We start from the raw sequence: 19,916 nt of genomic DNA, 5'->3' as shown, positions 1-19,916 counted from the left end.
ATATCTGATATTATTTAAAATATCAACTTTTATTGCTGAGAAGGAAATGAAAACGCCCGGGCAACGGTCCGGGCGTGTACTACATTCGTGTAGGCAAAGCCTTAGAGAGTAACCCAGTCCCCTCCGGACTGGTGAGAGCGCACAGAGGCATCTATGAAACGGACACCGTCTGCGCCTTGTTCGACACTGGGATAGGTCAGCCAATGGGCCGGAATCGCGACGCCATCCCGGCGCGCGGCCACTGCCATTGCGAACTCAGTATAAAGATTAGCCCAGGCTTCGATAATTCCCTCGGGGAAGCCGCGCGCGGTACGGATCAGACGTTCTGCGCCGGGTCCGATACCATGCCCGTGACCTCGGCTGATGATACGATCCGGCTCACCAAACCGATTGAACTTCAGCTGTTCCGAATTCTCAAGATCCCACTCCAGGCCCCCTTCGCTGCCGAAAACCCGCAACCGCAACCCACCCCGATTTCCCGGGGCAAGGCGCGTTGCCATCAGGGTTCCGGGAACCTCGTTTTGGTAGCGGGTGAACATGAACACCGTGTCTTCCAAAGGCTTTGGCGCGCCGCAAACATGGAACTCGGCCCGCAGATCAGTCAAAGGCAGGCCTGAGACAAAACTGGCCAGATGCGTGGCATGGGTGCCGATATCGCCGACACAGCTGGTCGGGCCAGAAATCTTTGGGTCCAGCCGCCATTTGACATGAGGCGCATCGGCCACATCTTCGGGCGTCATCCAGTCTTGCATGAACTCGACGTGGATTTGGTTGATTTTTCCGATGCCGCCTTCCACCACGATTTGTTTAGCCTGCCGGATTACTGGAAAACACGACATCGCATAGCCGACAGCAAAGACCTGCCCCGTGCGCGCGGCAATCTCCTCAAGCCCCTCGGCTTCGGCGACTTCATTGGTCAGCGGCTTGTCGCACAGAACGTCAATGCCCGCCCCCAGAAACGCCTTGGCCGCTTCGAAATGAACATGGTTCGGAGTGGTGATCATCACGGCATCCACGCCATCCGGGCGTGCCGCTTCGGCCTGCACCATCTCGTCGAACGACACGTAACACCTGTCTGCGGGAAGATACCATTCAGCCCCGCGCGCTTTGCTGCGTTCGGCATCCGAACTGAGCGCGCCTGCAACAACCTCCCACCGGTCTGTCATCCGTGCAGCCGTTGCCTGTGTGACAGAGATACGTCCTCCACCAACAACGCCCAGCCGCAAACGGCGAGACAACCGGGGGAAAGGGCCGTCAAAGTTCAGGTCTTCGGGTAAAAGTCTCTCAGCCATTCTGAACCTCCATTTCCGGGACCCGTACGCCTTCCGGCAGCATTTCCACCGCCATGAAAATGCTGGGGGTAATCGTCTCGTATTGATGCCAGGGATAGTTGCCTTCAGCGTCATACATCGGCTTGTGGGTGGCGCCCGGAGCCATGAATTCTTCGAGGTAAAGGGTTTCAACGTCCCGTTCGCGGCATTGCTGCATTTTGCCAAAGCCTACGATTTGCGTATGCACTTCGCGAAACCCCGGTACCGGGCAGAACGGATGATCCTTGTGCAACCCGACATTCAGAGGAACCGAGCCGGAATGGTACATGGTCAGTCCAACATTCCCCACGAAGATCTTCGGCGACATGTAATGACTGACACCGCGCAGACGTTCCTCTTGGCGAATATCAAAGGCGGAAGGCCACGTATCTTTCACCCGTGCGAACAACTCGTTCTCATCGGCATGGGCGTCGAAACCGCGGACAATGACGGCACGTTCCACGCCGCTCAGCGTGCTGTCTTGCACGATCACGGAGGAAAGCGGAGCAATGGTCTGATCCTCGACAGAGAGATTTCGCCGCCCAAGATTAAGGACGATGGCGCGACCCTCGATAGAAATTCTGGGTCCGTCAGTTATGTGTTGGACGCGAAAGAATGGCTCAGCAAAGTCCAGTGTCTCAATCGGCATGAACCAATTCCTTCCTCTCCTCGTTAAGGAAATCGACCGGCAAAGGCTCCGGAGCCGCGCAACGGCTTTCTATCGTCTGATAGGCGCCAAATTTCGGCGCCCGTTCGATCGCGTCCATGACCTCGAACACGTGGTAGGCAAGCGCTCCACTTGCACGGGGTTGGCGTCCTTCTTGCGCCGCCAGCGCGAGGTCCAACAGGCCGAGACCGCGGCTGTCTTCGTTAAACCCATGTTTGCTTTCGACCACTTGCCAGTCTTCACGACCGGTTGGCCGGGGCTGATGAGACCAGCGCGCGGTATCACGCGTTTTCAACCAGACATCCCCCTGAAAGATATTGGCTCCATGAACCGGGTCAGGGTCAGGGATGCTGATGGTGCCATTTTCACCATAGATCTCGAAACGGGGCGTCTCACTGTCCCAGACGTCAAAACTCATGGTCATCGACCCGATGGCACCGGATGAAAACTGCAATAGGCTCAAGGAGTGCGTGTCGACCTCGACATCCATCCACTCTCCGTTGCGCGGGCCGTTTTCGATCATCCTTTTGTCGAACGTGCGCCGAGCCATTCCGGCGACCCGGTCAACGGGACCAAGGCAGCAAATCATTGCGGTCAGGTAGTATGGCCCAAGGTCCAGCAAGGGCCCGCCACCCGCCTGATAGTAGAAATCCGGATTGGGATGATGGCGCTCCGTCCCGTGGGTGCCGACATGGGCAAAAACCCCTGTCGGTTTCCCAATAGCACCTTCATCGATCAAGCGCCGAACGGTCTGCCAGCGACCGCCCAGAAATGTGTCGGGCGCGCAACCGACCAGCAACCCCTTTTCAGAGGCCATGTGCAGGATCGCCTTGCCATCCGCTCGATTCATAACCAACGGCTTCTCGGAATAGACGTGCTTGCCCGCCTCCAACGCGCGCAAACTGATTTCCGCATGCGCCGCCGGAATTGTCAGATTCAGAACGCAGTCAATCGTCGGATCGTCAAACACTTCATCTGGAATGCAGGCCTTGGCGACACCGTATTGATCCGCTTTGGCGCGGCTTTCCGAAGGATCAAGGCTTGCACAAGCCACGACCTTGACGCTCGAAAATTTGGATAGTGTCTTTAGATAAATATCGCTGATACGACCACAGCCAATAAGGCCGACCCGGAAGGATTTCGATGTCTCACGTGTCATCATTCCTGTCTTCGTAGAGGGGTAAGTAATTCGGGGGCATCGGCCCTTTGTTCCGCCCCCCCTGGTTCATCTGCTCCCAAGCGTGTGCAAGTATTCCAACCGAGCGGGACAGGCAGAACAGCCCCCGCGACAAGGGCGCAGGAAAGCCAAGCTCGCAGAAGATCACCGCTGTCGCACCGTCGATATTCATGGCAATTGGCCGACCGCCGCGTTGACGACCGAGTTCGGCCTGAACCTCTTCTCCGATATCGGCAAACCGGCCAGAAACTGTGCCTTCTGCCGCCGCATCTCGAACAAGTTGCATCAATCGTGGTGCGCGTGGATCGACGGGCTTGTGAAACCTGTGACCAAAGCCCGATACGATCTTGCCGTAGGTCTCGCACCAACTGTCCAAGCCATCCCGAACAACGTCATTCAGCGAAGCTCCTGCATCCATGCGGACTGCGATATCATAGTACAGCTCTGCACACTGCTCGCCTGCCCCGCCGTGCACGTCGCCCAGCATGTTCACCGCAGTCGCCATCGCATTGTTGAGACCTACCCCGCAGGTGGCGGCCATACGCGCAGCCGCGATTGAGGGGGCTTGCGGACCATGATCCACGCCTGCGACCAAAGCTGCCTCGAACAGGCGCGCTTGAGCGTCGCTGGGCAGATCGCCCCGCACCATCAGCCAGATCATCTGCGGGAGTGAAACGTTCCCGATCAGGTCCTCTATGGCGTTGCCACGAAAAGCGATCTGACCAGGCTTCATGTCGATGATGGAGGTACGCCACCATTGGCGAACGGCGCGCTCATCCATCGTCATGTTTTCATCCAGAACGGTCATTGAGCCTGCACCTCTTTGAGTGTCTGGGTTTTGCTTTGCGCGGCGAGGCGAATGGGCGCGTTACGCGCGCCATAACCGGCATAGCCCATACGGCGTTCAACAATTTCAAAAAAGAAGCCGTTAAAGATCGGGCGGCTGTAGATCTGAAAATACTCGGCACCCGCCGCCCGGTCGTAGAGAATGTTGCCTCGGCGCAGATGGGCAACCAAATCGTCATCCAGCCCGAATGTCGCTTGCAGATCGGCGTAGTAGTTTTCAGGGATGGACAGGCTGGGAAAGCCGGACTTGAGCAACTGGGCTGAGGTTTCAAAAATATCATCCGACTGGAAGGCAATGTGCTGAACACCGGCCCCAAAGCCATCTTCAAGGAATGACGCCGCCAGAGTTCGGCGCCCAACGGCCCCGTTCAGGTTCAGGCGCACTTCGCCCTCGGGGCTTTCAATGGCTTGGCTTTGCACGACGCCGGACGGGTCGGCGACGTTCACGATTGGCGACTTCGCCATCTCAAAAGTCGAAATGTAGTAGAGCAGCCAGCTTTGCATCTCATCATGACGCATCGTCTGGGCCAGATGGTCGATACGGCGCAGACCGGCAGGCTGGGTCGCTTTGGTTTTCGCAACCGGCTCAAACTCGATGTCCCATACTCGATGCAGGTCGGATTTCTCATCGATGAAATGGACAACATTGCCACCAACGCCCCGAATGGCCGGAATATCCAGCTCTCCTGTTCCCACCGGCTGTGAGAAATTCGGTGCGCCCAGCGCGGTCGCCCGCTGAACCGTCTGATCCGCATCTTTGACACGCAACCCCATGTCGCAGACCGAAGGGCCGTGACCCAGGAACGCCGAATGGGCAAAACCTTCCTTTTCGGTATTCACAACGATGTTTATGGCACCCTGCCGCCACAACTCGACGGACTTGCTCACATGCTTTCGCTCCATTCGAAAACACATCGCTGACAGCATGTTTGCCAGCTGCGCGCCGCTTGTTTCATCGGCTGTAAATTCGACGAACTCCAAGCCTGATGCATAGACACGTTCCGGCAGGTCCGGGATGCCAAAATCGGTTCCCGGCTCGGTCCTTGATACCTCATCCAGGAGGTTCACCAGCGACCTGTAGCTGTCTCGGGCAAGTGTCCGGCCACCAGGTTGAGGAGCTGCTTCGTTGACACGCGCAATCGACCAAGGCCCCTTGTATCCGGCGCGGGACAACACCCGCACAAAGCCCGCAAGGTTCAGCGATCCGAGACCGGGCAAAAGCCCGAAGTGGCGCTTGAGCCTGCGGATATCCATCTCAAGCCGGGGCGCATCGGACAGTTGCACATGGAACAGCCGCTCTCCGGGAATGTCCCGAAGGCGGGCGGGCTTGGATCCGTCGGCAAGCGAGAAGAAGGAATTCAAGGCCAACCCCAAATGAGGGCTGTCGATAGATTCAACGACGCCTAACGCCTGCTCATCCGAGTGAACAAGATCCGACCATGGCAAGCCCATATAGGCCAGACGCAATCCCATCTCTTTCGCGATCTGGGCCGCCTCGCCAAGGTCTGCGATGACCTGTTCTTCGGTTGCAGCGGCATCGACCTCGAAAGCGGACCCGATGAGCAGCAATTCCGTGCCCAGATCATTCATCAGATCGAGTTTACGCTTCAGCCGATCAAAGGCACGCTTACGCCCGCTGCCGGCCTGACCTTCAAGGTTATGGAAGGGTTGTAGCAGGCAAATCTGCAGGCCGAGATCTGACACAATGTTCCGGATCTGCGAGGGCGGCCCATCAAAAGCGGTCAAATCCGGCTCGTGTAATTCGACGCCCCCGAATCCCGCGTCAGCGATAGCACTTAGTTTTTCAGCCAGATCACCGGGGATCGACGTTGTCGAAACCGAGAGGCACATTATCCCTGATACCCAAACATCCGCGGCAACCACAGGACCAGATCCGGCATCAGCATCATGATCACCAAGGCGAATATGAGAACCGCGAGGAAGGCCCAGATTTCAGAGATGATTTCGCGCAGCGGAATATCCGTCACGGCGTTGATCACAAAGAGTAGAATGCCATAAGGCGGTGTGATCAGACCGATCATCGAGTTCACGACGACCAGAACTCCGAAATGCACCAGATCAATCCCAAGCGCTTCGCAGGTTGGAATGAACAGCGGCACGATCACAAGGATGATCGTTGTTGCGTCCAACACGCATCCCAGCGCAAGGATCAGCAGGTTAACCAGGATCAGAAAAACAATCGGACTGACATCCGAACCCTCCAGCAGGGCCGAGATCGACTGTGGGATCTGTTCCTGAATGACGATGAAGTTCAGAATGAACGCGCCGCCAATGACCACCCCGACGGCGGCGGAAGAGCGCGCGCTGTCGACGAACACTTGATAAAGGCCACGGAAAGTCAGCGCGCGGTAGAACAACGCAGCCAGTAGCAGGGCGTAGAATGCAGCTACGGCGGCAGCCTCGGTCGGAGTGGTGACGCCGCCATATATGCCGTAGAGCAGGATTGCAGGCATCAGCAGCGCCGGAAACGCGTTGGCGGTTTTTGCGGGCAACTCGCGCAACGGAACAGGTTCTTCCAAAGCAAAGTTCCGCTTTCCGGCCAGATAATAGTTCATCGCCATCAGGACGACGCCCATGATCAGGCCGGGTAGAATACCGGCCAAGAATAGCGACCCGATAGAGGCCTTGGAAACGAGCGCATACAGAACCATCGGGATCGAGGGCGGAATGATCGGACCGATCGTCGCCGAGGCCGCCGTGATCGCAGCAGCATAACCTCGGCTGTAACGGCCATCCTTGGTCATCATCTCAATAATGATCTTGCCGATCCCCGCCGCATCCGCGACAGCCGAGCCGGACATGCCGGAGAAAATCAGCGATGCAACCACGTTGACGTGCCCGAGGCCGCCCTTGAACCGCCCGACCGCAGCGACGCAGAAGTTCAGCAAGCGGTCGGTGATCGACCCCGCGTTCATGATATTGGCGGCGACGATGAACAAAGGCACGGCAAGCAGGATCGTGCTTTTGTAGAAACCCTGCAGGATTTTTTCACCCGCCAGTGCAACGTCCAGACCGGCGACACCCAGATACATCAGTGACGCCAGCAGGATGGAATAGCCGATAGGGGTCCCGATGCCTGCCAGAACAAAGAGTGTGAGCAGGCAGGAAAGAAGCTCAAAACTCATTTGCTTGCGTCCTCGTTGTCTTCCACATCAACGCGGGGATGTTCGTCGACCACGTTGTACCCCACGACCATTTCAAGTTCGGTTTTTGGTGGGCCGTTGCGCATGATGTCAAAGAACAGCCATGCATATCGCGCGGCGACAACCAGCATGAACACGGCATAGATCGAAAACACGGTGCGCAGCGGTATCTTCTCACCTGAGAACGGATTGCGCACCGTGGCGGTCTTGCGGATCTTCATCCAGTCGATGTAGTCCCACGTCGGCAGGAAACTGTAGAGCATCCCTACCACGATCGCTGCGGCCGCGAGCATCGCAAAGACCTGGCGCACGCGCCGGGGCACCGACAGATAGATGATGTCGAACTTTACGTGATCCCGCTCGCGCACGATGAAAGCGCAGCTAAAGAAGATCACCCAGACCCAGAGGATGCCGATCAATTCCAGCGTCCAGCCAGCGGGCGTGAAGAAGTACCGCAACAGAATTTGCAGAAGGAAGATCAGGAATATTGCCGCCAGCATCCCACCGGCAATCGCTTCGGTCAGTCGGGAGAACCCCTTGATGAACGCCTTCATTTTGGTTCTCCCTCCCTAACTATTCAGGTTTAGTTGCCCAGAGCGTTGATCTGCTCCAGAACGCCGTCCGGCCATGACCCGGCAAATTCGCTTTCCAGATACATGGTCTGTACCTGATCACGGAACGCTGCGAGATCGGGTTCGTAAACCTCCATGCCCTGTTCCTTAAGGAAGCTGACGAGGTCCTCTTCCTTCTGCAGCTGCTTCTGGCGACCCGCTTCAGCAGCTGCATCGGCCGCTTCCTGTACCTTGGCCTGCTGCTCGGGTGTCAGCCCATCCCAAACCCCCTTGCCAATGGCGATGTAGTTCAGGTCGACAAGATGAGATGTCAGGACGATCTGATTGGTCACTTCGTAAAATTTGGCATCCACCACAGTCGGCAACGGGTTGTCCTGACCGTCGACGGCGCCGGTCGACAACGCTGTGTAGACTTCAGAGAACGCCATTGGTGTCGGGGCGGCACCCAGTGCCTTCCCGAGGAACTGCCACGCATCGGTGCCAGGCATCCGAAGGTTCACACCTTCCAAATCTGCTGGCGTGGTTACTGTCAGCTCATCCTTGGGCTGACGCAGGTTCACCTGACGACGACCCAGATACATGACCGACAAGAGTTTGACGCCCAGCTCTTCTTCAGCTTTTTGCTTGAAGGCATCCATCAAGGAATCGTTGAAGACAGCCACCTGATGCGCCGCGTCCTGGTGGACATAGCCTGCGGTAAAGATCGAAAACTCGGGGAAGAACTGTGCCAGTTCCTGCGCCGAGGTGATCGACATTTCCAGGTTACCCCGGCTGATGGCGTCCAGCTCGGTGCCTTGGGCGAAGATGGTACCATTGTAGCTGGGCTCATAGCTTGCGAAATCGGCGACCATGGGCGCGAAGACCTCGGCCATGGCGACCGAGCGCTGGTCAGTCTCCGATCCTGATGTTGCGAGGCGAAGTTGAACTTTGTCTTCCGCCAGCGCACCACTTGTTGCGCTAATCAGAACACCGGTTGCGACCAGGGCTGACACAGCAGCCCTGCGGGTAAGTTTGGTAATCACTTTGCTCCTCCCTGAGACATCATGATGCATATTTCCGATTCTGAGTTTTGCCCTATTTTGGACTTTTTGCAAGATTTTTTGTAAAATATCAGATATTTTTCATTGCCTGCAATTTCTGTTGTTGCATTTCCTGAAGGTTTCTTATCCTGACAGTCTCGCCAGTTCTGCAAGAATTCTGAATGGCTTCAATGACTTGAAGTGTTCTGAAGCCTTCCCAGCCGGTCACAATCGGATCTGCTTCGTGCCGAGCAACTTCAACAAAGTGCCCGAGTTGATTGACCAGTGGGTCAGAGGCACCCTTCTTCAGCGCGGTTGATGAGATTGGCGTCCACCAGTCCCTTTGCTCTCTCTGGTAACTCCACAGGCGTAAATCGGGAACGGACAACGAACCATGAGAGCCACCTATCATGTAGCTACTCTCAGTGGTCGAAGGATAGATTGGATATTCCTGAGACGTCATCTCCCAGCTCCATGGAGCGACGATGCTGTCGGACACACTTATGGTCCCAATCGCCCCGCTTTCAAACGTCAACAGCGCACCAGCAACATCTTCGTTGTCGTAACCCCGCTGCGATGCAGCTGACTGGGCCTGTACGGTCACAACCTCTCCGGCCAGATACCGCAGAAGATCCACATCATGGACAAGATTGACCGAAATGGGGCCTGCACCAGGTTTCTTTCGCCAAGGCGCAGCGTCAAAATATCCGTCGGGCTTATAGAACCAGCAATTCGCATGGACAGCGCGCACATCTCCAATCTTCCCATCAACAATGGCTTCTTTAGCTGACTTGATCAGAGGATTGTGCCGACGATGATGTCCGACCATCAGCGGCACATTGGCCTTCTCCGCTTCTTGGACAAGCTCCAGTGCAGTGGTGGCTTCCACGGCGATCGGTTTTTCGACAAGAACGGGACAACCATGTCGAACACATGTGAGGCCTTGTTCGACATGAAGCGTGGTCGGGGTCGCAAGCACAGCTCCGTCCGGCATCTGATTTGCAAACATTTCCTCGAGGGTCTCGTAACATGCGACCCCGTTCTCAACGGCGTAAGCACGGCCTTCATCGCTGGGGTCGACAACTGCGACGAGATCAACATGGCGCAACGCTCGGATAGCGTCTGCGTGGCGGCGTCCAACAAGGCCAATGCCAACAATGGCAATGCGAAAGTTCTTAGACACTTTGCTTCCTTCCGGATGGTCCGGAAAATCCCGAAACCGATGATTGCGATCGGGCTGTTTTGCCCAACTTGGCCACGACCGTATTGGGGTTTTCGCGATTCCGCAATAATGTATGATATTTTTATTTTTACCATACATCAGTTTGGATTGCTGATGTCTCTGAAAAATGCTAATTGAACGAGGAAACTGATAATATCGGGTGAAACGCATGGCGAAACAGCCGTCTACGATAGGTGCAAGTACCTATCAGCGCATTAAGCGGGACATCATCTTCGGGGAGTTGCAGCCCGGCTCCAAACTGAAGCTGGACGCCTTGAAGGAACGCTATTCGGCAAGCCTTTCGACACTTCGTGAAACCCTGAACAGGCTTGCCAGCGACGGATTTGTCGAAGCACCCGAGCAACGGGGTTTCCTGGTCACGCCAGTTTCACGAGAAGACCTGACCGAGATATCAGAGCTGCGCGTTCTTTTGGAATGCCACGCGTTGGAGTTATCCATTGCGAATGGCGACACGGATTGGGAAGGCAACCTGGTTGCCGCACACCACAAACTGCACCTGATGGAACAGCAGCTTCTCAAGGGCGACGAGTCCGAGAAAGAAACCTGGAAACGATATGATTGGGAGTTTCACCAGGCGATGATCGCGGCCTGCAACTCCAAGAACCTTCTATCTCTGCACTCGATCATCTACGACAAGTATCTTCGGTATCAGATGCTCGTACTAACCTATCGCGGCGAAGAGGCCGTCAAGGAGCACAAGGGCATGTTCGATGCCGCGCTGGCCAGAGACGCCGATACAGCCAAGAAATTGTTGGTAGATCACATCCGAAACGGTCTCTCACATACGCTTGAGGCTATGTAGCTCGCTGTTGTTGCTGCCGATCACCGTCGCCTGGATCAGCGACACGGGGCCTGATAGGCAAGTTTAATTTCTGTGCTTACCAGATGAATTTCGTAAGTTCATTATTCAACATCCTAACCCCGCTGCATCAGGCAGCCGTATGAGCAGGGATGAAAACGCCAAGCTTCTGCAGCCAAGGGTTGCTCTGCACCGCCTTAACAAACTGCGAACATCCTTGAAGCGGTTTTATGTGAAGCGATCTCTGGTTGAGTAAGCTTGCTGCTTTAGAGCAAGTGCTGAAGAGTGTAGGCGACTGAAAGCGCGTCATCCAGTGCATCATGGCCACGCATTGGGGGATGATCGATTTTGTAGTACGCAGCCAGAGTATTGCTCCGCGTCACTTTCAGATCCTCGTAAGGCATACCTGCCTTCAAAAGCAAATCGCAGGCGTTACCAAACTGAACTACAGGGATTGGCGGCTTTGTTCTCTATGACTGGCTAGCGAAAAAGGGGATCGAATTTGGCTCTCAAACATTTAGCGCCAAACGGGTGTGTTCGAAAACTAAGGAAGCAACGCTTTCAGAATGGGATGTTCAGAATTCAATGGGCCTATATCTTTTTGTCGGCTAAATGAAACGCCGCCAGTGTAGGGCAACCTTCTGGTTATACAGTTGTAAGGGACTTTTTCCAGGTCACAGAGAAAAGCACCTGGCGAAGAGACCGGAAATATATCTCCTGCAATCGGTTCGAAGTCTGCTCGAAAGTGCGTAGTGCTCTTAACGCAAATCACCGCATAGTTCTCTGGGTCTAAACCTATATGAGCAAAATGCGCGCGATCCAGGCATTGGTTGCGTGTGCTTGTGACGACAAGGTCAATTTTTGCCACGCACCCAACTAAACGCAGTGCCGCCGTCTTGCCCAGCGTTGCTACACCGCCGCCATACATTTCTCCGGTATAGCGGCAGAAGCCATCACCCACAGCCAGAACTTCAAACTCTGCCTTGACCGGTACGTGGCCCGCTAGATTGGATTTTGCGCCGATTGCCAGATGGACCCGCGCGCCTTCTCCTGCTGCGTGGGCCTGATGTGCACTTTCGGGATCATGAAACAAACCCATCAGCACATTCTTTACCCCGCCCTCAATCAGTGCTGCGAGCAACCCTGTAGTATCGGACGTTCCCCCGGCACCAGCGTTGTCCTGAACGTCCGCGAGGACAACGGGTTTCTTCCGCCTTTGACGACATGTGAAAACGGCTTCCTCCAGAGACAACATCGAGCAATCGAGATCAGCTTCGCGGGACAAAAACAAGTTCACGATTTCTTCGGCGGCAGCAGCGGCTTTCTCGGCTTTGGATGCGTAGACAACGCAAGACGGGCCGGTGTCCGGGAAGTCCGCCGCTGTGAAACCAAGAGCAATTTCGGCCAGGACCCTCTGCTGTTCAAATCTTGCAGGCAATTGATAGATTTCGTTGAACGGTGCAGAACCTGTATGTTGCGCATGCAGGGGGATAAGATAAGGCACCGGTAAGAATGACTTGTACAGCTTTTCGCCTACTAACAAGCGCTGCAGAACCGGAACGCAACGTGCACCCGTTTCCGCCATGTCCAAATGAGGGTAGGTTCTGAAAATCGATAAATAGTCCGCCTGTTCAACCATCTGAGCAGAGATATTGGCGTGCAGGTCCAAACTTGCGACTACTGGAACTCCGGGGCCCACAACATCGCGTACACGACGCAGAAGCTCGCCATCACCGTCAACAAGGCTTTCGGTGACCATTGCCCCATGGAGGTCAAGATAAACACCGTCGATTTGGCCAGCATTCCGAATTCCATCCAACAACTTCCCGCAAATTGTTTGGAACGCATGATCTGTCACATGCGCGGAGGGCTCGGCAGCGCACCACAGGATTGGCACGACTTCAAACCCGACCACCGAAGCAGCCTTGGCAAAACCCGCGATAGGAAGATTCATGCCATCAGTTTCTGAGGTTACCCGTGGACCAAACAACATACCGGGCCAGGAATCCGCCATTTCAAACTCGTGCAAACCGGCCTTTGTCACACCAAAACAATTGGTTTCATGCTGAAACCCTGCGATCACAATACGCTTGGTCGTCATTATGTATGCTCGATTTCTTGGTCGACATGCGTTGCAGCAAAAACACTTTGACCGTAGCGGATGGTTTCGAGCACGAAGGTATCTGACAGGCGGTCCGGATCGTGGAGTGGGTTGCGCGAAAGGACAACGAACTCAGCAACTTTTCCCGGTTCGATAGATCCGCGCTTGTCTTCCTTGAATACCTGCCAAGCCGCGTCGATTGTCTGGGCACGCAGAGCCGATAGAACGCTGATCTTCTGATCCTCGCCGAGGACGCGGCCCGAAACGGTTTTCCGACTTACCGCACAATGGGCCAGGTGGATCGGACGTGTCGGCGTGACCGAAGCATCGTTGTGGATCGTATATCGCACGCCATACTGTTCTGCTGACGCCGCCGGCGATATTCGCTCGGACCGCTCTGGCCCAAGGAAGGTGTCGTGGTGACGATCCCCCCAAAAATAGACATGAGCCGAGAAGAAGCTGACAGTAAGGCCAAGCCGAGCCATACGCTCTAACTGGTCATCCCGAAGGGCCTGACCATGAATAATGGTGTGACGGTGATCCTGGCGTGGATGCGCAATAAGCGCCTTTTCCACCGCATCGATGAACATCTCCGCACCGGCATCGCCATTGCAATGGCAGTGAATCTGGAAACCTTGGCTATGGAGTTTGCTTACGTCGGCATCCAACTGCTCTTGCGAGGTGTAAGTCATCCCGCAAGGATGGTCCGGATTGGCTGGTTGGTAATATGGGGCAGACAGAAACGCAGTCTGCAGCTGAAAGGCCCCGTCCGTAAACAATTTTCGCGGACCCAGAGTGAAGTGCGGGTTCCCCGGCCACTCAGCATCAATCCAATGCGAGGATAATTCTGGTTCCAGACTGCCGACAGGTAAGAGCTCTATGTCAATTCCCGGGTCCTGATCCGCAGGCAGGCTGGCGAAGTGATCCAACATGGTTTGCGACGCCCAGGCATTTTGGGCGTAGGTCACCCCATGAGACAGGTATTCGTCGCGACAGGCGTCGAAACCTTGCCAGAACCTTTCGCGGTCGATCAGGAAATCCGTGTCGCCCATCTCACCCATAGCCGAAAGTCCTTCAATCAATCCGGTCAGAGCCCCAGTTTCCGGATCACGGCCAAAACGGCCGCCCTCCGGATCAGTTGTTTGGCGGTTTATTCCGCGCTTCTCAAGCGCAAGAGAATTGGCGACGCCATTGTGACCCGACGCATGAATAACCCATATCGGATGGTGTTGTGATACATCGTCCAGTTCGGCCCGCGTAGGCATGCGGCCTTCAAGAATAGATGTATTGTCAAAGGACACCCCCAGGACCCATTCACCCTCGGGCGTTGCGTCGGCCTTCTCCCGAAGCCTGTCCAGCGCCTGCGACATTTGCGTGCAATCTCCTAAAGGAAACGACGACAGATCAACACGGAACAGCCGGATGAACCCTGGATCCGGAAAATGCCCGTGTGGATCGATAAACGCAGGCATAAGGGTACGACCCTGAAGGTTAAACTCCTGAGATCCTGTTGGCATGCGGGCGCGCAGGGCAGCTTCAGTACCCACTGCCTGAATTCTGCTTCCTTCGGTCAAAACAGCCTCTGGTGAAGAGTTCTGCGCATCCATCGTCAGGATTGTGCCGTTGAAATAGAGTGTGCTTGGCATTGAATTTCCTACTAAGACAGTGGCGCCAGACAACGCAGCCCGTGGCCGTCGTCCACTTCCCATTCCGGAGCCTGGGTGCAGATGTCCTTGGCAAAAGGACAGCGTTCGCGGAATTCACACCCGGAAGGGCGTTTGAGTAAGCTGGGGGGTTCCCCTTTGAGGGCGATCCGTTCCAATCGAGCATCCGGGTCCGGCTCGGGGTTGGCGCTTAGAAGACAACGGGTATAAGGATGGCGTGGGTCTTTAAAGATCGTCTCGGTCGTACCTTCTTCGACCAAACGTCCCAGATACATGATGCCCATTCTGTCGGCCACGTGGCGTACGACGCTGAGGTTATGAGTGATGATAACCATCGCCAAACCCAGCCTTTCACGCAAATCGTTGAGCAGATTCAGCAACTCACCTTGTACCGATACATCAAGACCAGCAGTTGGTTCATCCGCAAGGATCAACTTGGGTTCCAACGCCAGCGCGCGCGCTACGCCCACACGCCGTGCCTGACCTCCTGACAACTGATATGGATAGCGATCGGCAAAATGTGTCGGCAGGTTCACCATTTCCAACAAGCGTTTAGCCTCGGCATCCAAATCGCGATCCTTCATGCCCTGAATGCGGTAAGGCTCAGTGATTAGGCTGCGGATGGTCAGGCGAGGCGAAAGGCTTCCCACCGGATCCTGAAACATCATCGCCATGTCTTTGCGCAACGGACGCATGACACTTTCCGGCGCACCTCGAATTTCCTGGCCTTCGAAGGTGACAGAACCGTCCTGCGCGGGCGCAAGACCTGCTATGGCACGGATAACAGTTGTTTTTCCCGATCCGCTTTCACCGACCAGTGCGTAGGTCTGGCCAGGTTCTACGGTAAAGCTGACACCTGCCAATACATTCACCGGCCCGTAGCTGGTTTTAAGGTCCACGACGTTTAGCAAGCTCATGTTGCGACCTCCTCGTGATTCAGCCAGCAAGCGGCATGATGGCCTTCCTTCAATTGATCTAGCGGTGGCACTTCGGTGGCACAGCGTGACAAGGCTTGATCACAACGATCTCGGAAAATGCAGCCCCTTGGTAGATTGGCCAAATCGGGCACTTCACCGGGGATGGTTGGTAAAACACGGGCGCGTTCCTTGATATGACCGGGGTCGCATTCGATCAGACGGCGTGTGTAGGGGTGTTTAGGATTGTGGAAAATTTCACGCACATCACCGCTTTCAACAACCGCACCGGCATACATCACCACCACCCGGTCGCAGAGTTCCGCGATCACGCCGAGATGGTGCGAGATGAATAGGATGGCACAGTGAAACTCGCGCTGTAGTTCTTGCAGGCGCTCGATGATCTGCACCTCAAGGGTCGCATCCAGCGCCGTGGTCGGCTCATCCGCGATCAATAGATCGGGCTCAGACATCAGGGCCATCGCGATGGCGATCCTCTGGCGCATCCCGCCAGAGAATTCATGCGGATACTGCTTCAAACGTGCTTCGGGATCCGGAATACCTACCGCGCCCAGCATCTTGGCCGCGTGGGTCAACTTGTCCGCCTTGGACTGCTTGGAGCGGTGCTGAATGTCCAGCATCTGCTGCCCGATAGTCAGAATCGGATTATGCGTTTGCATAGGATCCTGAAAGACAATCGAAATATCTGCCCCACGCAGATCGCGCATATGTCGTTCGGCGGCCTTCAAAAGATCCTGCCCCTTGAACCTGATCTCTCCTTCTCGGAACCGCGTATTGGGCGCGGTCAGCCGCAGGATGGATGAGATCAGGGTGGATTTGCCGCAACCGGATTCCCCGACAATGCCGACGATTTCGCCCTTGTTGACGTCGAAGGTGATGTCTCGCAGGGCCTTAAGGTCGCCACGGCCTGTTTCGTAGTCGACGCTAAGGTGGTCGATTTCCAGAAGTGTGTCGGTCATCGCTGTTTCCTCAGTTTCGGGTCGACCACGTCACGCAGGCTTTCGCCCAGGAAGGTGAAGCCGAGCGTTGCGAGAATGATCGGCAGGCCCCCGCCAACAACCAGCCAAGGCGTTTGGCGGATCAGGGAATAGCCATCCTTCAGCAAAGCGCCCCAGCTGGGTGTCGGCGGCTTAACGCCCAGACCCAGAAAGGACAAACCGGCCTCAAGTGCGATAACCGTAGGGATATCCATGGCTGCCAACACCGCCAGAACGCCAATGATGTTGGGCAGCATATGCACACCAAGAATGCGCGCCATGCTGGCCCCCATCGACCGTTCGGCCAAGATGAATTCGGAATTGCGCAATGTCAGCGTTTGGGTCCGCGCGACACGCCCATAGGTTGGGATCGAGGTCGCCATGACCACAAACACCACCGTCTGCAAGCTGGGCCCAACCAGGGCAACAACAGCCAGCGCGAACATCACGGTCGGAAAGGATCTGATGGTGTCGAAAAACAGCATCAGAAGGTTATCCAGCCATTTCGGCCCATACCCGGCAATCATGCCCAGCGTCAGGCCTATTGCCATGGCACCGAACACCGCTGGCAACGCCACTTTCAGCGCGACCTGACCCCCGGCAATCACACGCGAAAACGTATCACGGCCCAGTTGATCTGTGCCCAAAAGGTGGGCGGCAGACGGTCCTTGCATGCGCGATTTGATATCCATCGCTATCGGGTCATAGGGCACGATCCAGGCTGCAAAGATGGCGCAGAACACGATGATGCCGACGATGATCAACCCCATCAGGCCAAGCGGATCGCGGGCGACGCCGATGATGATCTGACCCAGTTCGGAACGAGACTTGTCCATCATTCCCTCCTCAATGAGCCGTGCGCGCACGGGGATCGAGCAGCGCATTGATCAGATCGGCCAATGCGGTCGACACCACGAACAGTGCCGTTGATATGAGGACAGAGCCCATCACAATCGGGTAGTTGCGCGTGGTGATACTGTCGATGACCAGCTTGCCCAGACCCGGGCGTGCAAAGACGATTTCGGCAAATACGGCCGAGCTAAGCAGAAAGCCCATTCCGACACCGATCACGGTGACCACGGGAAGAATGGCAATGCGCAACGCGTAGACCATCACCACGCGGCGCTCAGCAATCCCAAAGGCGCGGGCTGTGCGTACGTGGCTTTCGCCCATAACCTCAAGCATCGAGGCGCGCACCAGCCGGGCAATATAGCCGACCCAACTGAGCCCGATGGCAAAGGCCGGCAGCACCAGATGGTCGAGACGATCCCAAAACCCTTCGCCAGCGCCGATGGCTGGAAACCACTGTAGATGCACCGCAAAAACCAGCAGCGCCAAAAGTGCAACAACAAAGGCCGGGGCAGCAACAAAGCTGACAGATATTGCTGCGGCAACTCGGTCGATCAATGTGTTGGGGTGGGCCGCAGCGTAAGCGCCAAGCGCAATACCCAAGCTTGCAGACCACAGGATAGATGCAAAAATCAGTTCCAGCGTGAATGGCAATTGCTGGAACACTATTTCGGTCACGGAACGGCCCGAAAAGACATCGGTTCCAAGGTCACCCTGCAAGAGGTTCCAATAGAAGATCAAAAGCTGTTTCCAGATCGGTTGATCCAGCCCCAGCGCCGCGGTGAGTTGGGCCTGAAGCTCGGGTGTAGCGCGTGGTCCCAGCATGATCTGGACCGGATCGCCAGGCACGGCGCGGATCATCAGGAACATGACGGTGACCGCCACGAGCAGGATGAGCAGCGACAGCCCGAAGCGACGGGTTGCAAAATTCAACATAGCCAACTGGCTCCTTGTGGCTTGATGGCTTTTTTGATCCGGCGGGCACTAGTCGCCCGCCGGTAACGGCAAACCTGGGGGAGATCAGGATGCCTTGCCGTAGTAGCGCAACAGTGATTGGCCATCTGGCCGCAAGGCAGGAATGACACGCGCGCTGTGTACAACAGGCGTCGCCTCATGTGTGATAAAGCGGTATGCACCGCTTTCTTCCATCAGATCCTGGGCACGCTCATACATCTCCGCACGCTTTGTGATATCCGTTTCAGCGGCTGCCGCTTCATGGATTTCATTGAATTCCGGGCTGTTAAAGCGTTCCCAGTTCCATTTTCCGATCTGTTCCGGGGTGAACCACGATGTTGCGTAATACGGATCCGGAGTCATCGAATAACGGTTCAAAACAAGCTGCAGGTTCTCATTGTCTCCAGACGCCCAGAACGCCCCGGATTCCAATACGTTCACTTCAACCGTGATCCCGATCTGCGCCAGCGTCGCCTGAATGATCTGGGCGGTTGTTGTAAAGGTTGTCTTGTTCAGGGTGTCGAGCGTCAGCGTAACATTGGTTTCACCGGATTCCGCCAGTAACTGCGCGGCTTTCTCGAAATTCGCAGCCGGCGGCACCAGAGAAGAAGGCCGATGCCCGGCCAGACCCGGTGCGATGATGCCGGTCGATGGCTCGGCGGCACCAAAATATGCGGCCTCCAGAATGCTGGGGACATCAATCGCGTGTTGAATAGCCTGCCGCAGCTTTTGATTCTGAAGCTTCGGATGCTCGACATTCATGCCCATCCAGACATAAAAGAGCGACGGCTTCTCAACCAATGATCCACCATTGGGAACCCCAGCGCGATACCGCTCAACCGAGCCCAGCGACACGCGTGTCATGTCCAGTTCACCTGCTTCGAACGCAATCTCGGCCGTGTTTTCATCGTCGATTGGATAGATTTCGACAGTATCCCAGGTGGGGGCATCGCCTTTCCAATCGGGGTTGCGCCTGAGAACCGTCTTTTCCTTGGGCGACCAACTGTCTCGCAGATAAGGGCCGGATTCCGCAACCGGATCAGCACCGATCCGGCCACCGGCGGCTTCGACCGCTGCCTTCGAGACGATGTTGCCAGTAATATACGGCAGGGCAATCGACCAGATCGGGGCAAACGGGCTGTTCAGCACAATCGTGCCTTCGCGTTCGCCCGTCACATCCACATGGCTGAACGGTCCCAGATCGGGCTTGTTCGGACTGTCGGTTGCATCGTCCACGATCCGCTCCATGCTGAACTTGACGTCCTCGGCGGTCATTGCACCAAATCCGTTGGTGAACCCGATATCGTCACGCAAAGCAAACTTGATATGGGTCGGATCGACCTGCTCGATCATCGTGGCGGCATCCAGCTGCCAGCCCCATTCTTCACCTGGTTTGTACTGGATCAGCTTGTTGTAGATCGAGGCATGAACCTCTTCTTCAACGACGCCAACGGAATGGGCCGGATCCATGTTCTGTGCATCCCCATAGGCCCGCACCCTCAGAACGCCGTCACCTGCGGCAAACGCGCGGTTCGCCCACCCCATCGGAAGCGCCGTAGCGGCCCCAAGCGCGGTTGCGCCTTTCAAAAACTTACGGCGGCCAACATTGGCCTTGGTCCATTCAATCTTCATTTTATCC

Annotated in this window: 17 protein-coding genes; 1 reads left to right on the top strand and 16 read right to left on the bottom strand. The window is 55.9% G+C overall.

Annotation, left to right across the window (positions count from 1 at the left end; genetic code table 11):
- Positions 1-101 precede the first annotated feature (101 nt).
- The 9 genes from AC2FGE_RS10805 to AC2FGE_RS10765 all read right to left on the bottom strand — a co-directional run bounded on the left by AC2FGE_RS10805 (position 102) and on the right by AC2FGE_RS10765 (position 10,148).
- Positions 102-1,292: a Gfo/Idh/MocA family protein gene (locus AC2FGE_RS10805; RefSeq protein WP_496819226.1), complete on the bottom strand. Its 1,191-nt coding sequence runs from the start codon at positions 1,290-1,292 to the stop codon at positions 102-104.
- On the bottom strand, positions 1,285-1,959 hold the full coding sequence (locus AC2FGE_RS10800) for a hypothetical protein (RefSeq protein WP_496819225.1): 675 nt from the start codon (positions 1,957-1,959) through the stop codon (positions 1,285-1,287). Before AC2FGE_RS10800 ends, AC2FGE_RS10805 begins: the two co-directional genes overlap by 8 nt.
- Positions 1,949-3,136, bottom strand: coding sequence for a Gfo/Idh/MocA family protein (locus tag AC2FGE_RS10795; protein ID WP_496819224.1), 1,188 nt, complete (start codon positions 3,134-3,136; stop codon positions 1,949-1,951). The genes AC2FGE_RS10800 and AC2FGE_RS10795 overlap by 11 nt, the downstream gene beginning before the upstream one ends.
- Positions 3,126-3,962 carry a citryl-CoA lyase gene (locus tag AC2FGE_RS10790; protein WP_496819223.1) on the bottom strand — a complete coding sequence of 279 codons (837 nt, stop codon included), beginning with the start codon at positions 3,960-3,962 and terminating at the stop codon, positions 3,126-3,128. Before AC2FGE_RS10790 ends, AC2FGE_RS10795 begins: the two co-directional genes overlap by 11 nt.
- Positions 3,959-5,851: a bifunctional sugar phosphate isomerase/epimerase/4-hydroxyphenylpyruvate dioxygenase family protein gene (locus AC2FGE_RS10785; protein ID WP_496819222.1), complete on the bottom strand. Its 1,893-nt coding sequence runs from the start codon at positions 5,849-5,851 to the stop codon at positions 3,959-3,961. The genes AC2FGE_RS10790 and AC2FGE_RS10785 overlap by 4 nt, the downstream gene beginning before the upstream one ends.
- Positions 5,851-7,146: a TRAP transporter large permease gene (locus tag AC2FGE_RS10780; protein WP_074736095.1), complete on the bottom strand. Its 1,296-nt coding sequence runs from the start codon at positions 7,144-7,146 to the stop codon at positions 5,851-5,853. The genes AC2FGE_RS10785 and AC2FGE_RS10780 overlap by 1 nt, the downstream gene beginning before the upstream one ends.
- The gene (locus AC2FGE_RS10775; RefSeq protein ID WP_496819221.1) at positions 7,143-7,718 is read right to left on the bottom strand and encodes a TRAP transporter small permease; all 576 of its coding nucleotides are present in this window, start codon (positions 7,716-7,718) and stop codon (positions 7,143-7,145) included. The genes AC2FGE_RS10780 and AC2FGE_RS10775 overlap by 4 nt, the downstream gene beginning before the upstream one ends.
- Before the next feature lie 29 nt (positions 7,719-7,747).
- On the bottom strand, positions 7,748-8,758 hold the full coding sequence (gene dctP, locus AC2FGE_RS10770) for a TRAP transporter substrate-binding protein DctP (RefSeq protein WP_496819220.1): 1,011 nt from the start codon (positions 8,756-8,758) through the stop codon (positions 7,748-7,750).
- A gap of 88 nt (positions 8,759-8,846) precedes the next feature.
- Positions 8,847-10,148, bottom strand: a complete 1,302-nt coding sequence (locus AC2FGE_RS10765; RefSeq protein WP_496819219.1) for a Gfo/Idh/MocA family protein — start codon at positions 10,146-10,148, stop codon at positions 8,847-8,849.
- Between AC2FGE_RS10765 and AC2FGE_RS10760 the strand changes: the two genes are divergently transcribed.
- A complete protein-coding gene (locus AC2FGE_RS10760) occupies positions 10,147-10,800 on the top strand; it encodes a GntR family transcriptional regulator (protein ID WP_496819218.1) in 654 nt (217 codons plus the stop codon). The genes AC2FGE_RS10765 and AC2FGE_RS10760 overlap by 2 nt on opposite strands.
- Before the next feature lie 541 nt (positions 10,801-11,341).
- Here AC2FGE_RS10760 and AC2FGE_RS10755 read toward each other — a convergent pair.
- The 7 genes from AC2FGE_RS10755 to AC2FGE_RS10725 all read right to left on the bottom strand — a co-directional run bounded on the left by AC2FGE_RS10755 (position 11,342) and on the right by AC2FGE_RS10725 (position 19,909).
- Positions 11,342-12,898, bottom strand: coding sequence for a M81 family metallopeptidase (locus tag AC2FGE_RS10755; protein ID WP_496819217.1), 1,557 nt, complete (start codon positions 12,896-12,898; stop codon positions 11,342-11,344).
- On the bottom strand, positions 12,898-14,544 hold the full coding sequence (locus AC2FGE_RS10750; RefSeq protein WP_496819216.1) for an amidohydrolase: 1,647 nt from the start codon (positions 14,542-14,544) through the stop codon (positions 12,898-12,900). Before AC2FGE_RS10750 ends, AC2FGE_RS10755 begins: the two co-directional genes overlap by 1 nt.
- 11 nt (positions 14,545-14,555) lie before the next feature.
- Positions 14,556-15,479 carry an oligopeptide/dipeptide ABC transporter ATP-binding protein gene (locus AC2FGE_RS10745; protein ID WP_496819215.1) on the bottom strand — a complete coding sequence of 308 codons (924 nt, stop codon included), beginning with the start codon at positions 15,477-15,479 and terminating at the stop codon, positions 14,556-14,558.
- Positions 15,476-16,456 (bottom strand): ABC transporter ATP-binding protein, encoded by a 981-nt coding sequence (locus tag AC2FGE_RS10740; RefSeq protein ID WP_496819214.1) that lies wholly within the window; start codon positions 16,454-16,456, stop codon positions 15,476-15,478. The genes AC2FGE_RS10745 and AC2FGE_RS10740 overlap by 4 nt, the downstream gene beginning before the upstream one ends.
- Entirely contained in the window at positions 16,453-17,310 is an 858-nt protein-coding gene (locus AC2FGE_RS10735) for an ABC transporter permease (RefSeq protein ID WP_496819213.1), read from the bottom strand. Before AC2FGE_RS10735 ends, AC2FGE_RS10740 begins: the two co-directional genes overlap by 4 nt.
- A 10-nt stretch (positions 17,311-17,320) precedes the next feature.
- Positions 17,321-18,259 carry an ABC transporter permease gene (locus AC2FGE_RS10730; protein ID WP_496819212.1) on the bottom strand — a complete coding sequence of 313 codons (939 nt, stop codon included), beginning with the start codon at positions 18,257-18,259 and terminating at the stop codon, positions 17,321-17,323.
- 84 nt (positions 18,260-18,343) lie between these two features.
- Positions 18,344-19,909, bottom strand: coding sequence for an ABC transporter substrate-binding protein (locus AC2FGE_RS10725; protein ID WP_496819211.1), 1,566 nt, complete (start codon positions 19,907-19,909; stop codon positions 18,344-18,346).
- Positions 19,910-19,916 lie beyond the last annotated feature (7 nt).

The organism is Ruegeria sp. YTSA075 (assembly GCF_059610245.1).
This window is presented reverse-complemented; position numbering and strand designations above follow the sequence as displayed.